Genomic DNA, 13944 nt, shown 5'->3' with positions numbered 1-13944 from the left:
CGAGGGGCGCCGGGTAAGCGCGTTCGTTCAAAGTCATCCATGAACCGAATGTCGAGATTCTTCGCGGTGATGTTGGGTGCATCAGTAGAGCGTCAAGCAGTCGGACTGCGGTAACAACCCGACCAATCAGGCGGAAAGTCTCGTGCTAGAGAGGCCAGCCGTCGTGACCCTTTGGTCAGCGGGCGGCATTATACATAGGTAGCTGGCAATCTGCCGATGGTTCATATGCAACGATTCTCGTCCATTGGTCTAAAGGTCGCAGGGGCGGGTGGGGCGTAGAGTCGCTGTGAATGCTTGAGTTTGGCGCTTTTCCCTTTGCTTTCAGGGTTGTACGAAACCAGATGTGCCCGCGCCGTGAACAGAGGGTTTGCGTGTTGATTTAACTGGGTTACGCTCGAACCAAGCCAGATGTTCAATCCAAACAATGGAGTTCAGCATGGGTTACAAGAAGATTCAGGTTCCAGCCGTCGGCGACAAAATCACCGTCAATGCAGACCATTCTCTCAATGTTCCTGATAACCCGATCATCCCCTTCATCGAAGGTGACGGCATTGGCGTCGACGTCAGCCCGGTGATGATCAAAGTGGTTGATGCTGCCGTGGCCAAGGCCTACGGGGGCAAGCGCAAGATTTCCTGGATGGAGGTTTATGCTGGCGAAAAAGCGACTCAAGTCTATGACCAGGACACCTGGTTGCCCCAGGAAACCCTGGACGCCGTCAAGGATTACGTGGTCTCTATCAAGGGCCCGCTGACCACCCCGGTCGGTGGTGGCATCCGCTCCCTCAACGTGGCCCTGCGCCAGCAACTCGACCTTTATGTCTGCCTGCGTCCCGTGGTGTGGTTCGAAGGTGTGCCGAGCCCGGTGAAAAAGCCTGGCGACGTCGACATGGTGATTTTCCGCGAGAACTCGGAAGACATTTATGCCGGTATCGAATGGAAGGCCGGCTCCCCTGAGGCCACCAAGGTCATCAAGTTTCTGAAAGAAGAAATGGGCGTCACCAAGATCCGTTTCGACCAGGATTGCGGTATCGGCATCAAGCCTGTTTCCAAGGAAGGCACCAAACGTCTGGTGCGCAAGGCCCTGCAATACGTGGTGGACAACGACCGCAAGTCGCTGACCATCGTGCACAAGGGCAACATCATGAAATTCACCGAAGGTGCCTTCAAGGACTGGGGCTACGAGGTGGCGAAGGAAGAATTCGGCGCCGAGCTGCTCGATGGCGGCCCATGGATGAAATTCAAGAACCCGAAAACCGGCCGTGAAGTCATCGTCAAGGACGCCATCGCCGACGCCATGCTTCAGCAGATCCTGCTGCGTCCAGCCGAGTACGACGTAATCGCCACGCTGAACCTCAACGGTGACTACCTCTCCGACGCCCTGGCGGCGGAAGTGGGCGGTATCGGTATCGCGCCGGGCGCCAACCTGTCCGACACCGTGGCCATGTTCGAGGCGACCCACGGTACCGCGCCGAAGTACGCCGGCAAGGACCAGGTCAACCCGGGTTCGGTGATTCTGTCGGCCGAGATGATGTTGCGTCATCTGGGCTGGACCGAAGCAGCTGACCTGATCATCAAGGGCACGAACGGCGCCATCAAGGCCAAGACTGTGACCTATGACTTCGAACGTCTGATGGAAGGCGCCACGCTGGTGTCTTCTTCGGGCTTTGGTGAGGCGATCATCAAGCACATGTAAATCGTGCAGGTACAAAAAAACCGCCTTCGGGCGGTTTTTTCATGACTGGGTGGCGGTTGAGTCAGCCTGATACCGTTTCTGTATGAGGGGCATGCATAGCCGCTTCGCCTGCCACGGTTGCCGCTTTGATCTTTACCGCGTGCAGGCCTTTGGGCCCCTGGACGATGTCGAAACTGACGATCTGCCCGGCCTTGAGAGTTTTATACCCGTCCATCTCAATGGCCGAGTAGTGGGCAAAGAAATCGACCTCTTTGCCGTCCTCGTCACGTCCTTCCCGGGCATCGGTATTGATGAAGCCGAATCCCTTGGCATTGTTGAACCACTTGACCTTGCCGACAGCCATGCTCAAATCCCTCTGCAACAGACTCCATCGCTGGAGTATCATCCAGGACATCCGCAATCTAATCCGTTAAAAGGATTGACTCCGCGGATCTTTTTTACCCACTGTGGGCTCTATTGGTTGTAACACCGTTTTCCCGATAGTCAAGGTGACCGGGCAGTCGGAGTTGAAAAGGTGTACAGCCGCCCCCACCACTGTATTTGCACAACTGACGAACCTTTCTTTCCATGCATGCAATCAGCCAGATTCGACTAACATTCAATCAGGATCGCCCGCTTCTCCAAAAGGATCATCCACAGGAGCACGACGACGATTCGGCAGGCGTTGCTGTTCAGGAAGCAAAGCCTGCGTTACAGGCGCCGCCGATGTACAAGGTGGTTTTGTTCAATGATGACTACACACCGATGGATTTCGTCGTCGAAGTGCTCGAGGTGTTTTTTAACCTGAATCGCGAGCTGGCGACCAAGGTCATGCTGGCCGTTCACACAGAAGGACGGGCAGTATGTGGAGTGTTTACCCGCGACATCGCCGAGACAAAGGCCATGCAGGTCAACCAGTACGCCAGGGAAAGCCAGCATCCGCTACTCTGTGAAATCGAGAAGGACGGTTAATCGCCGACCACTTGGGTATGAGGTGAAGCTATGTTAAACCGCGAGCTCGAAGTCACCCTCAATCTTGCCTTCAAGGAGGCTCGTTCGAAGCGTCATGAATTCATGACCGTCGAACACCTGCTGCTGGCCCTATTGGACAATGAGGCTGCCGCCACCGTATTGCGTGCCTGCGGCGCAAACCTCGACAAACTCAAGCACGACCTGCAGGAGTTCATCGACTCCACCACGCCATTGATCCCCGTCCACGACGAAGATCGCGAAACCCAGCCAACCCTGGGCTTCCAGCGTGTACTGCAACGTGCTGTCTTTCATGTGCAGAGCTCGGGCAAACGCGAAGTAACCGGCGCCAACGTGCTGGTTGCAATCTTCAGTGAGCAAGAGAGTCAGGCCGTATTCCTGCTGAAACAGCAGAGCGTTGCGCGCATTGATGTCGTCAATTACATCGCCCACGGCATTTCCAAAGTGCCAGGGCACGGCGATCACTCTGAAGGTGAACAAGATATGCAGGACGACGAGGGCGGTGAGTCTTCTTCTTCAGGCAATCCGCTGGATGCTTATGCCAGCAATCTCAACGAACTCGCGCGCCAGGGTCGGATCGACCCGCTGGTCGGCCGCGAGATGGAAGTCGAGCGTGTCGCGCAGATTCTCGCGCGTCGGCGCAAGAACAATCCGTTGCTGGTCGGCGAGGCAGGTGTGGGTAAAACCGCGATTGCCGAAGGCCTGGCCAAGCGCATTGTCGACAACCAGGTGCCGGATCTGCTGGCCAACAGCGTCGTCTATTCGCTCGACCTCGGTGCACTGCTCGCAGGCACCAAGTATCGCGGTGATTTCGAGAAGCGCTTCAAGGCGCTGCTCAATGAACTGAAAAAACGTCCGCAGGCGATCCTGTTCATCGACGAGATTCACACCATCATCGGTGCGGGTGCTGCGTCCGGTGGCGTGATGGATGCCTCGAACCTGCTCAAGCCGCTGCTGTCGTCTGGCGACATTCGCTGCATCGGCTCGACCACGTTCCAGGAATTCCGTGGCATCTTCGAGAAGGATCGTGCGCTGGCACGACGCTTCCAGAAGGTCGATGTTGTCGAGCCGTCGGTGGAAGACACCATCGGTATCCTGCGCGGCCTGAAAGGGCGTTTCGAACAGCACCACAACATCGAATACAGCGATGAGTCGTTGCGCGCTGCTGCCGAGCTGGCATCGCGCTACATCAATGACCGGCATATGCCGGACAAGGCCATCGACGTGATCGACGAGGCGGGTGCCTATCAGCGCCTGCAGTCGGTCGAGATGCGCGTCAAACGCATCGAAGTGCCGCAGGTTGAAGACATTGTGGCGAAGATCGCGCGGATTCCGCCAAAACACGTCACCAGCTCCGACAAGGAATTGCTGCGTAACCTGGAGCGCGACCTGAAGCTGACGGTGTTTGGTCAGGATGCGGCGATCGATTCGCTGTCGACCGCGATCAAACTGTCCCGTGCCGGGCTCAAGTCGCCTGACAAGCCAGTCGGCTCGTTCCTGTTCGCAGGTCCTACCGGTGTCGGTAAAACCGAGGCCGCGCGGCAACTGGCCAAGGCGTTGGGTATCGAACTGGTGCGCTTCGACATGTCCGAGTACATGGAGCGCCACACCGTATCGCGTCTGATCGGTGCGCCTCCGGGCTATGTCGGCTTTGATCAGGGCGGTCTGTTGACCGAAGCGATCACCAAGCAACCGCACTGCGTATTGCTGCTCGATGAAATCGAGAAGGCGCATCCGGAAGTCTTCAACCTGCTGCTGCAGGTGATGGACCACGGCACGCTCACCGACAACAACGGGCGCAAGGCGGATTTCCGCAATGTGATCGTGATCATGACCACCAACGCCGGTGCCGAAACCGCGGCGCGTGCTTCGATCGGTTTCACCCATCAGGACCACTCGTCTGATGCGATGGAAGTGATCAAGAAGAGCTTCACGCCGGAGTTCCGTAACCGTCTGGACACCATCATTCAGTTTGGTCGCCTCAGCCATGAGGTCATCAAAAGCGTGGTGGACAAGTTCCTTACCGAACTGCAGGCGCAGCTGGAAGACAAGCGTGTGTTGCTGGAGGTTACCGATGCGGCGCGCAGTTGGCTGGCGGCCGGTGGTTATGACTCGGCGATGGGCGCACGTCCGATGGCGCGTCTGATCCAGGACAAGATCAAGCGTCCGCTGGCGGAGGAGATTCTGTTTGGCGAGCTGGCCGAGCATGGCGGTGTGGTGCACATCGACATCAAGGATGGTGAGTTGACGTTTGACTTCGAAACTACGGCGGAGATGGCCTGACGGTTGTTGGTCTGTTGTAAAGCGAAAGGCGCCTTCGGGCGCCTTTTTTGTTGTCTGGGGTTTTTGGGTGTATATCCGTTGCTGCGGTAACGGCCGCCTAGGGTTCCGCCCTGACGGCGGGTCACTTTTGGCAAACGCCCCAAAAGTAACCAAAAGGGCTTTACCCTGACGTTCGGCCCTCGCTTAGGCTCGGGTTCCTTCGCTGCGGGATTCATCCGGGGGGCAGCGCCTACGGTTTGCTTCGCTGCACCTCCTCTCGCTGTGTTTGGCTGCGCCAAACGGTCGCTGCGCTCCCACCCCGGATAAATCCCTCCACTCAGCCTGCCGACGGGCCCTGAGATCAAAAGCGGTACTCGAGCTAACGCTCATCGTGTTGAGTGGGGCGGCTTCGCCGCAGGGTTGCACGCTCTCTGAATTGTAGGAGCCAGCCTGCTGGCGATGGCGGCCTGCCAGCCGACCAAACTCCAAATGAAAACACCCAATCCCATGTAGGAACTGCCGAAGGCTGTGATCTTTTGATCTGCTTTGGCTTTGGCTTTTGATGTGGCTTTTGATCTTCAACCCCTTCGGCAGGCCGAGCGTAGGTGTCCATCAGGGGGGTGGGCGCGCAGCGCCATGCGGCGAAGCCGCATCCATCGAGAGGAGGTGCAGCGAAGCAAACCGGAGGCGATGCCCCCTGATGGGCACCGTAGCGAGGGAACACTGAGCCTCAGCGAAGTGCCGTACGCCGGGGGTAGCCTTTTTGGTTACTTTTTCGGCGTTTGGAAAAAGTGACCCGCCGTAAGGGCGGAACCGTAATCAGCAACCACCGCAGCAACGGATATGCTCACAAACCCAAACCCAAACCCAAACCCAAACCCAAACCCAAACCCAAACCCAAACCCAAACCCAAATCGCAGACAAACAAAAACGCCCGGCAAAGCCGGGCGTCTTGTATTGACTTGATTAACGAGCGCGGTAAGTAATGCGCCCTTTGCTCAAGTCATAGGGCGTCAGCTCGACGCGCACTTTGTCACCGGTAAGAATACGAATGTAGTTCTTGCGCATCTTGCCGGATATATGCGCGGTTACGACGTGCCCATTTTCCAACTCCACACGAAACATGGTGTTGGGCAGGGTGTCGACGACAGTGCCTTCCATTTCGAAGCTGTCTTCTTTCGACATGCAGTAAAGCCCTCGGTGTCCAATGAATGGCCCGGTGCAACTGCGCCAGGCAAAAGCGGCGTGCATTGTGCCCGAAAAAGGGGGTTTAAGCCAAGGGGTTTACGGCTTGCGATCAGTTAAGAATCACCCAGCGCTGATTAATCAGCAATTCGATGGGGCGATACTGGGTCTTGTAGTTCATCTTTTTGCAGTTCTTGATCCAGTAACCGAGATACACCGCCTCTAGCCCCAGGCGCTGGCTTTCGGTGATTTGCCACAGGATTGCGAAACGCCCCAGGCTGCGGCGTTCCTCGTCAGGCTCGTAGAAGGTATAGACCGCCGACAGGCCGTTGGGCAGCAGATCGGTCACCGCGACGGCGAGTAACCGTCCGTCGAGACGAAATTCATAAAAGCGCGAGAAGGGCAGATCGCGCACCAGAAAGGTCGAGAACTGGTCACGACTTGGCGGGTACATGTCGCCGTCGGCATGGCGCTGCTCGATGTAGCGCTGGTACAGATCGAAATATTCTTCGCTGAAGTGCGGTTTTACCGGGCGTACCTGCAGATCGGCATTGCGTTTGAAAATGCGTTTCTGCTGGCGGTTGGGCAGGAACTGCGCCACCGGGATGCGTGCAGGCACGCACGCATTGCAATTCTGGCAATGGGGCCGATACAGATGATCGCCGCTGCGACGAAAACCCATTTCCGACAGGTCTGCGTAGACGTGCACATCCATGGGCTGACTCGGATCGAGAAACAGCGTCGTCGCCTGCTCCTCGGGCAGATAACTGCAGGAATGAGGCTGAGTGGCATAGAACTTCAAGCGCGCCAACTCGGTCATGATCAACCCTCGGGATAAGCTGGTGAATTAAGTGTAAGCCACGCGCGCAAAAGTCGCTCAGCAAACCCAGGTGGCACGACTCGGTTGATCCAGGTGGCGAGCCAGATAGTCGGCGAATTCGTGGCGGGGGATCGCGCGGGCGCCGAGGCTGTGCAGATGATCGGTCGGCATCTGGCAGTCAATCAGAACGAATCCAGCGTCTTTCAAATGCTGCACCAGCGTGGCAAAGCCGAATTTGGAGGCGTTGTCGGCGCGGCTGAACATCGATTCGCCGAAAAACAGCTGACCCATCGCCAGGCCATACAGGCCGCCGACCAGTTGGCCCTGATCCCAGACCTCTACTGAGTGGGCGAAGCCGCGGCGGTGCAGTTCGAGGTAGGCGTCCTGCATCGCTTCGGTGATCCAGGTGCCGTCGGCGTAGTCCCGTGGCGCGGCGCAGGCACGAATCACGGCGTCGAAATCCTGATCGAAGGTCACCTGGTAGCGTTGCTTGCGCAGCAATTTGCCGAGGCTGCGCGAGACATGCAGTTCGTCGGGAAACAGAACGGTGCGCGGATCCGGTGACCACCAGAGGATCGGCTGGCCTTCGGAGAACCACGGAAAACAGCCGTGCCGGTAAGCCTGCACCAGCCGATCGGCGGACAGATCGCCACCGGCAGCCAGCAATCCATTGGGATCGCGCATGGCCTTTTCCAGGGGCGGGAAAGTCAGGGAATTGCGTTGTAACCAAGTCAGCATGGCGTCCAGGCTTGCAGAAGGGGAGGGCGGTGCGGGCGCGAGGCCCGCGATAAAGTGTGCCGTTAAATGACAGGAATGTCGTCCAGATACTTCTCCGCGTCCAGTGCCGCCATGCAGCCGGCGCCGGCCGAGGTCACGGCCTGGCGGTAGACGTGGTCGGCCACATCGCCGGCAGCGAAGACGCCGGGGATCTCCGTGGAGGTGGCGTCGCCGTCGCTGCCGCCCTTGACCAGCAGGTAGCCGTCGCGCATTGGTAATTGGCCCTGAAACAGGTCGGTGTTGGGTTTGTGGCCGATGGCGATGAACACGCCGGCCAGCGGCAACTCGCGGGTTTCGCCTGTGTGGCTGTCACGCAGGCGTGCACCGGTCACGCCGCTGGCGTCGCCCAGCACTTCATCCAGATTCTGGTTCCAGTGCAGGCGAACGTTGCCGTTGGCGGCTTTTTCGAACAGTTTGTCCTGAAGGATTTTCTCCGAGCGCAATTTGTCGCGGCGATGGATCAAATGCACCTCTCTGGCGATGTTCGACAGGTACAGCGCCTCCTCGACAGCGGTATTGCCGCCGCCCACCACGGCGACCACCTGATTGCGATAGAAGAAGCCGTCACAGGTCGCGCAAGCCGAAACCCCTTTGCCGGCGAACGCTTCTTCCGAGGGCAGGCCCAGATACTGCGCCGAAGCGCCGGTGGCGATAATCAGCGCGTCGCAGGTGTAAGTGCCGCTGTCGCCAATGAGTTCGAACGGGCGCTGCTGCAACTTGGCGGTGTGGATGTGGTCGTAAACGATCTCTGTGGCAAAGCGCTCGGCGTGTTTTTGCATGCGCTCCATCAGCGCCGGACCGGTCAGGCCTTCGGCGTCGCCAGGCCAGTTGTCGACTTCGACGGTGGTGGTGAGCTGACCACCGGCCTGCAGCCCGGTAATCACCACCGGTTTGAGGTTGGCACGGGCGGCGTACACGGCGGCGCTGTAACCGGCAGGGCCGGAGCCGAGAATGATCAGGCGTGAATGCTTCGCTGCGTTCATCAAATACACCTCATAAGCCTTTGTCACATAAGACAATGCATGCTCAAATTGAAACGCAGTATTTGTGCGCTTGGCTATGCTCAGCTATGGGTTGAAGCATGGCATCAGCCGCACAAACCCGTACAATGCCGGGCTGTTACAGAATATTTGTAGAGCGCTGTGTTTATGGCTGTGTTTATAAAAGCTGCGGCACAGTGTTAAAAGTAGTCTCAGATGCGCCGGTTCACTTTTTTACCTGCCTGGATTGGGCAGTTTTTTATCGACATTCAATAGATGGACGCGCCCCGGGCGCAGGAAAAGAAGCGTTTTGAAGAAATCCACCGCAGCACCAAAAACAGTCGTTCCGCTCTGGCGCCAGCAATTGCACTACCGGCTCAAGGAAGGTGCATTGATCGCCATCGGAGCCTTGTGCCTGTTCCTGATGATGGCCTTGCTGACCTACGGCAAGGACGATCCGGGCTGGAGCCACAACAGCAAGATCGACGATGTGCAGAATTTCGGCGGCCCCGCCGGTTCTTACAGCGCCGACATCCTGTTCATGGTGCTGGGTTACTTCGCGTACATCTTCCCGCTGCTGCTGGCGGTCAAGGCGTATCAGATCTTCCGTCAACGCCACGAACCGTGGCAGTGGAGCGGCTGGCTGTTCTCCTGGCGCCTGATTGGTCTGGTGTTTCTGGTGCTGTCGGGCGCCGCGCTGGCGCATATCCATTTTCATGCGGCCACCGGCCTGCCGGCGGGCGCCGGCGGGGCGCTGGGCGAAAGTCTCGGTGATCTGGCGCGTAACGCGCTGAATATCCAGGGCAGCACGCTGTTGTTCATTGCGCTGTTCCTGTTTGGCCTGACGGTGTTCACCGACCTGTCGTGGTTCAAGGTGATGGACGTCACCGGCAAGATCACCCTCGACCTGTTCGAACTGTTCCAGGGCGCGATCAACCGCTGGTGGTCGGCGCGTACCGAGCGTAAGCAACTGGTTGCGCAGCTGCGTGAAGTCGATGATCGCGTCCACGACGTGGTGGCGCCGACCGTTACCGACAAGCGTGAACAGGCCAAGGTCAAGGAGCGCCTGATCGAGCGCGAACAGGCCCTGAGCAAGCACATGTCCGATCGCGAGAAGCAGGTGCCGCCGGTTATCGCCCCGGCTCCGGTCAAGGCGCCCGAGCCAAGCAAGCGTGTGCAGAAAGAGAAACAGGTGCCGTTGTTCGTCGACAGCGCCGTGGAAGGCACCTTGCCGCCGATCTCGATCCTCGATCCTGCGGAAAAGAAACAACTCAACTATTCGCCGGAATCCCTGGCAGCAGTCGGCCACTTGCTGGAGATCAAGCTCAAGGAATTCGGCGTCGAAGTCACCGTGGACTCGATCCACCCGGGCCCGGTGATTACCCGTTACGAAATCCAGCCTGCAGCCGGCGTCAAAGTCAGCCGCATCGCCAACCTGGCGAAAGACCTTGCACGTTCGCTGGCCGTGACCAGTGTGCGGGTGGTCGAGGTGATTCCGGGCAAGACCACGGTCGGTATCGAGATCCCCAACGAAGACCGGCAGATCGTGCGTTTCTCCGAAGTGCTGTCGACCCCCGAGTACGACAACTTCAAGTCGCCGGTCACCCTGGCCCTGGGCCACGACATCGGCGGCAAACCGGTCATCACCGACCTGGCGAAGATGCCGCACCTGCTGGTCGCCGGTACCACTGGTTCCGGTAAGTCGGTGGGCGTGAACGCGATGATCCTGTCGATCCTGTTCAAATCCGGGCCGGACGACGCCAAGTTGATCATGATCGACCCGAAAATGCTCGAACTGTCGATCTACGAAGGCATTCCGCACCTGCTGTGTCCGGTAGTGACCGACATGAAGGACGCCGCCAACGCCCTGCGCTGGAGCGTTGCCGAGATGGAACGTCGCTACAAGCTGATGGCGAAGATGGGCGTGCGTAACCTGTCCGGCTTCAACGCCAAGGTCAAGGAAGCGCAGGATGCCGGCGAGCCGTTGAGCGATCCGCTGTACAAGCGCGAAAGCATTCACGACGAAGCGCCGCTGCTGCAGAAGCTGCCGACCATCGTCGTGGTGGTCGACGAATTCGCCGACATGATGATGATCGTCGGCAAGAAGGTTGAAGAACTGATTGCGCGTATCGCACAGAAAGCGCGTGCCGCCGGTATTCACCTGATCCTCGCGACCCAGCGACCTTCGGTGGACGTGATCACCGGTCTGATCAAGGCCAACATTCCGACGCGTATGGCGTTCCAGGTGTCGAGCAAGATCGACTCGCGGACCATCATCGACCAGGGTGGCGCCGAACAACTGCTCGGTCACGGTGACATGCTCTACATGCCACCGGGCACCAGCCTGCCGATCCGGGTGCACGGCGCGTTCGTTTCCGACGATGAAGTGCACCGCGTGGTCGAAGCCTGGAAACTGCGTGGCGCACCGGAATACAACGATGACATCCTCAACGGTGTCGAAGAGGCGGGCAGCGGTTTCGAAGGCAGCAGCGGTGGCGGTGACGGTGATGATCCGGAAGCCGACGCGCTGTATGACGAAGCCGTACAGTTCGTCCTGGAAAGCCGCCGGGCGTCGATTTCCGCGGTACAGCGCAAGCTGAAGATTGGTTACAACCGCGCTGCGCGCATGATCGAAGCCATGGAAATGGCCGGGGTCGTCACCTCAATGAACACCAACGGTTCGCGTGAAGTTCTGGCCCCGGGCCCGGTTCGCGACTGATTGCAAAAGCAAAGGGCGGGACAATGATGTGCCGCCGCTCTCCCAACGAGTATTCAAGAGGACTCCCATGCGTCTTATCCGCATGCTGTTGCCAGTACTGGCGCTGACCACGTTCACGGCCCACGCCGACGACAAGGACGTGGCGCGTCTGACCCAATTGCTGGAAACATCGAAAACCCTGACCGCGAACTTCTCGCAGCTGACCCTCGACGGCAGCGGCACGCAGTTGCAGGAAACTCGCGGTGATATGGTTCTGCAGCGTCCGGGCCTGTTCTACTGGCACACCGAAGCGCCAAACGAGCAGACCATGGTCTCCGATGGCAAGAAAGTCACCCTGTGGGACCCGGACCTGGAACAGGCCACCATCAAGAAGCTCGACGAGCGTCTGACCCAGACCCCGGCGCTGCTGCTGTCCGGTGATGTGTCGAAGATCAGCCAGAGCTTTGACATTAGCGCGAAAGAGGCGGGTGGCGTGATCGACTTCACCCTCAAGCCGAAGACCAAGGACACCCTGTTCGACAGCCTGCGCCTTTCGTTCCGCAACGGCCTGGTCAATGACATGCAACTGATCGACAGCGTTGGTCAGCGCACCAACATCCTGTTCACCGGGGTCAAGGCCAACGAAGCGGTGTCGGCGTCGAAGTTCAAGTTCGACATCCCGAAGGGTGCTGACGTTATCCAGGAATAAACCCCAACCCCCTGTGGGAGCGGGCTTGCTCGCGAATGCGATCTGTCATTCAACATTTAAGGTGACTGATACACCGCTTTCGCGAGCAAGCCCGCTCCCACAGGGGTAAATGATCGGTCTCAAGATCTGATAGAGGTTTCAACGCTACGTGATGGATCTGTTTCGCAGTGCACCGATTGCCCAGCCACTGGCCGCGCGTTTGCGTGCGACCAATCTGGATGAGTATGTCGGTCAGGAGCACGTGCTCGCTCGCGGCAAGCCTCTGCGTGAGGCGCTGGAGCAGGGTGCCCTGCATTCGATGATCTTCTGGGGGCCGCCGGGCGTGGGCAAGACCACCCTGGCGCGATTGCTCGCGGAAGTCTCGGATGCGCACTTCGAAACGGTCTCGGCGGTGCTTGCCGGGGTCAAGGAGATCCGTCAGGCCGTTGAAATCGCCAAACAGCAGGCCGGCCAATACGGCAAGCGCACGATCCTGTTCGTCGATGAAGTGCACCGCTTCAACAAATCGCAGCAGGATGCGTTCCTGCCGTACGTCGAAGACGGCACGCTGATTTTCATCGGTGCCACCACCGAAAACCCTTCATTTGAATTGAACAACGCGCTGTTGTCGCGGGCCCGCGTCTATGTGCTGAAAAGCCTCGACGAGACCGCGCTGCGCAAACTGGTACATCGCGCGCTCACCGAAGAGCGCGGGCTGGGCAAGCGCAACCTGACCCTCAGCGATGAAGGCTTCCAGATGCTGCTGTCGGCCGCCGATGGCGATGGCCGGCGCCTGCTCAATCTGCTGGAGAACGCCTCGGATCTGGCCGAAGACAACAGCGAGATGGGCACCGAGCTGCTGCAAAGCCTGCTCGGCGATACCCGACGGCGCTTCGACAAGGGCGGCGAAGCGTTCTACGACCAGATCTCGGCGCTGCACAAATCGGTACGCGGCTCCAACCCCGACGGCGCGCTGTACTGGTTCGCGCGGATGATCGACGGCGGCTGCGATCCGTTGTACCTGGCCCGGCGCGTGGTGCGCATGGCCAGCGAAGACATTGGCAACGCCGACCCACGCGCCCTGAGCTTGTGCCTGGCGGCGTGGGAGGTGCAGGAGCGCCTCGGCAGCCCGGAAGGCGAATTGGCGGTGGCTCAGGCCATCACCTATCTGGCCTGCGCGCCAAAAAGCAACGCGGTGTATATGGGTTTCAAGACTGCACTGCGCGCCGCTGCCGAATACGGTTCGCTGGAAGTGCCGCTGCACTTGCGCAATGCACCGACCAAGCTGATGAAACAATTGGGCTATGGCGACGAATACCGCTACGCCCACGACGAACCGGATGCCTATGCCGCCGGCGAAGATTATTTCCCGGAAGAGCTCGAGCCGATCCCGTTCTATCAACCGGTGCCCCGTGGCCTGGAATTGAAGATCGGCGAGAAGCTCAACCACCTCGCCCAACTCGACCGTTTAAGCCCAAGACAGCGGAGAAAATAGTGCTTCCATTGATCGTTGCGGTCTCCGTCGGCGGGATTGCCGGCACCCTGTTGCGCTTCGCCACCGGCAATTGGGTCAACGCCAATTGGCCGCGGCACTTCTATACCGCGACGCTGGCCGTTAATATCGTGGGCTGTCTGCTGATTGGCGTGTTGTACGGCCTGTTTTTGATACGCCCGGAGGTGCCGATCGAGGTGCGTGCCGGGTTGATGGTCGGCTTCCTCGGGGGGCTGACGACTTTTTCATCCTTTTCACTGGATACGGTGCGCCTGCTGGAAAGCGGGCAAGTGCCGCTGGCCCTGGGCTATGCGGCGATCAGCGTATTCGGCGGGCTGCTCGCGACGTGGGCCGGCCTGTCCCTGACCAAACTTTGATAA

At 59.0% G+C, this 13944-nt stretch carries 12 protein-coding genes; 7 read left to right on the top strand and 5 right to left on the bottom strand.

All coding sequences use genetic code 11. From position 1 onward, the window contains the following. Nucleotides 1-436 precede the first annotated feature (436 nt). Nucleotides 437-1693, top strand: a complete 1257-nt coding sequence (icd, locus tag KCG87_RS12520) for an NADP-dependent isocitrate dehydrogenase (RefSeq protein ID WP_003223831.1) — start codon at nucleotides 437-439, stop codon at nucleotides 1691-1693. 61 nt (nucleotides 1694-1754) lie between these two features. On the opposite strand, the gene KCG87_RS12515 is transcribed toward icd, so the two are convergent. After that, the gene (locus KCG87_RS12515; RefSeq protein WP_098968501.1) at nucleotides 1755-2036 is read right to left on the bottom strand and encodes a cold shock domain-containing protein; all 282 of its coding nucleotides are present in this window, start codon (nucleotides 2034-2036) and stop codon (nucleotides 1755-1757) included. 224 nt (nucleotides 2037-2260) lie between these two features. Here KCG87_RS12515 and clpS point away from each other — a divergent pair, with 224 nt between their 5' ends. Beyond that, entirely contained in the window at nucleotides 2261-2644 is a 384-nt protein-coding gene (gene clpS / locus KCG87_RS12510) for an ATP-dependent Clp protease adapter ClpS (protein ID WP_098968154.1), read from the top strand. Nucleotides 2645-2674: 30 nt separating this feature from the next. Beyond that, the gene (clpA, locus tag KCG87_RS12505) at nucleotides 2675-4945 is read left to right on the top strand and encodes an ATP-dependent Clp protease ATP-binding subunit ClpA (RefSeq protein WP_210557674.1); all 2271 of its coding nucleotides are present in this window, start codon (nucleotides 2675-2677) and stop codon (nucleotides 4943-4945) included. A 945-nt stretch (nucleotides 4946-5890) separates the two neighbouring features. Here clpA and infA read toward each other — a convergent pair. The 4 genes from infA to trxB all read right to left on the bottom strand — a co-directional run bounded on the left by infA (nucleotide 5891) and on the right by trxB (nucleotide 8689). Further along, nucleotides 5891-6109, bottom strand: a complete 219-nt coding sequence (gene infA, locus KCG87_RS12500; RefSeq protein WP_002553999.1) for a translation initiation factor IF-1 — start codon at nucleotides 6107-6109, stop codon at nucleotides 5891-5893. A gap of 112 nt (nucleotides 6110-6221) precedes the next feature. Further along, entirely contained in the window at nucleotides 6222-6929 is a 708-nt protein-coding gene (locus KCG87_RS12495) for an arginyltransferase (RefSeq protein WP_027614671.1), read from the bottom strand. 57 nt (nucleotides 6930-6986) lie between these two features. Continuing rightward, entirely contained in the window at nucleotides 6987-7667 is a 681-nt protein-coding gene (aat, locus tag KCG87_RS12490) for a leucyl/phenylalanyl-tRNA--protein transferase (protein WP_047601673.1), read from the bottom strand. Between the two features lie 62 nt (nucleotides 7668-7729). Further along, on the bottom strand, nucleotides 7730-8689 hold the full coding sequence (gene trxB, locus KCG87_RS12485) for a thioredoxin-disulfide reductase (RefSeq protein ID WP_210557676.1): 960 nt from the start codon (nucleotides 8687-8689) through the stop codon (nucleotides 7730-7732). 307 nt (nucleotides 8690-8996) lie between these two features. Between trxB and KCG87_RS12480 the strand changes: the two genes are divergently transcribed. The 4 genes from KCG87_RS12480 (at nucleotide 8997) to crcB (ending at nucleotide 13941) form a co-directional block, all read left to right on the top strand. Beyond that, nucleotides 8997-11405, top strand: coding sequence for a DNA translocase FtsK (locus KCG87_RS12480; protein ID WP_098968156.1), 2409 nt, complete (start codon nucleotides 8997-8999; stop codon nucleotides 11403-11405). 67 nt (nucleotides 11406-11472) lie between these two features. Further along, on the top strand, nucleotides 11473-12093 hold the full coding sequence (gene lolA, locus KCG87_RS12475) for an outer membrane lipoprotein chaperone LolA (protein WP_098968157.1): 621 nt from the start codon (nucleotides 11473-11475) through the stop codon (nucleotides 12091-12093). A gap of 151 nt (nucleotides 12094-12244) precedes the next feature. After that, entirely contained in the window at nucleotides 12245-13567 is a 1323-nt protein-coding gene (locus KCG87_RS12470; RefSeq protein WP_003223849.1) for a replication-associated recombination protein A, read from the top strand. After that, entirely contained in the window at nucleotides 13567-13941 is a 375-nt protein-coding gene (gene crcB / locus KCG87_RS12465) for a fluoride efflux transporter CrcB (RefSeq protein ID WP_027614675.1), read from the top strand. Before KCG87_RS12470 ends, crcB begins: the two co-directional genes overlap by 1 nt. Nucleotides 13942-13944: the final 3 nt, after the last annotated feature.

This window comes from Pseudomonas sp. MWU347 (assembly GCF_017947305.1).
Taxonomy (GTDB): domain Bacteria; phylum Pseudomonadota; class Gammaproteobacteria; order Pseudomonadales; family Pseudomonadaceae; genus Aquipseudomonas; species Aquipseudomonas putida_A.
This window is presented reverse-complemented; position numbering and strand designations above follow the sequence as displayed.

Excerpts from the sequence above, each read along its gene's own strand:
- icd (WP_003223831.1), top strand. The coding sequence starts at position 437 with ATGGGTTACAAGAAGATTCAGGTTCCAGCCGTCGGCGACAAAATCACC.
- KCG87_RS12515 (WP_098968501.1), bottom strand. The coding sequence starts at position 2,036 with ATGGCTGTCGGCAAGGTCAAGTGGTTCAACAATGCCAAGGGATTCGGC.
- clpS (WP_098968154.1), top strand. The coding sequence starts at position 2,261 with ATGCATGCAATCAGCCAGATTCGACTAACATTCAATCAGGATCGCCCG.
- clpA (WP_210557674.1), top strand. The coding sequence starts at position 2,675 with ATGTTAAACCGCGAGCTCGAAGTCACCCTCAATCTTGCCTTCAAGGAG.
- infA (WP_002553999.1), bottom strand. The coding sequence starts at position 6,109 with ATGTCGAAAGAAGACAGCTTCGAAATGGAAGGCACTGTCGTCGACACC.
- KCG87_RS12495 (WP_027614671.1), bottom strand. The coding sequence starts at position 6,929 with ATGACCGAGTTGGCGCGCTTGAAGTTCTATGCCACTCAGCCTCATTCC.
- aat (WP_047601673.1), bottom strand. The coding sequence starts at position 7,667 with ATGCTGACTTGGTTACAACGCAATTCCCTGACTTTCCCGCCCCTGGAA.
- trxB (WP_210557676.1), bottom strand. The coding sequence starts at position 8,689 with ATGAACGCAGCGAAGCATTCACGCCTGATCATTCTCGGCTCCGGCCCT.
- lolA (WP_098968157.1), top strand. The coding sequence starts at position 11,473 with ATGCGTCTTATCCGCATGCTGTTGCCAGTACTGGCGCTGACCACGTTC.
- KCG87_RS12470 (WP_003223849.1), top strand. The coding sequence starts at position 12,245 with ATGGATCTGTTTCGCAGTGCACCGATTGCCCAGCCACTGGCCGCGCGT.